This window comes from Mesorhizobium sp. M5C.F.Ca.ET.164.01.1.1, from assembly GCF_004792125.1.
Classification (GTDB): Bacteria; Pseudomonadota; Alphaproteobacteria; order Rhizobiales; family Rhizobiaceae; genus Mesorhizobium; species Mesorhizobium wenxiniae.
Genome location: NZ_SRTG01000282.1, coordinates 1 through 346, shown reverse-complemented (window position 1 = coordinate 346; position 346 = coordinate 1). Strand labels below are relative to the sequence as shown.

The following is a 346-nucleotide window of genomic DNA, read 5'->3' as shown; positions in this document are numbered from 1 at the left end:
TGCGGGTCCTGGCCCTGCCGCCGGTCGCCTTGCGGGCGCCCTCGACGACGATCGAGCCGTCGTCGCCCTGCTTCTTGCGGCGCTTCAGCAGACTTCCGAGCGTCGAGAATTTGGCGATCATTGCACGATGCCTCCGGTCACGACCGGGTCCTTGGCCCCCTTGGGCCCATTGTCGGAATTGTCGGCCATGCCGCCCAGCCGCTGCGACGAGAGGTCCTCGATGGTGACCGGCTTTGCCGGCAGATCGTCGAGATTGACGATCTGGCGCGCATTGACCGGCTCCAGCCCGAGCTGCGACTTGTAGATTTCGGCGAGCTTCTGCAGGCGCGAAGGCTGCGTGAGCAGG

At 66.2% G+C, this 346-nt stretch carries 1 pseudogene; it reads right to left on the bottom strand.

Annotation, left to right across the window (positions count from 1 at the left end):
- Positions 1-117 precede the first annotated feature (117 nt).
- A pseudogene (locus EN807_RS33485) lies at positions 118-346 on the bottom strand (hypothetical protein); the annotation flags it as partial.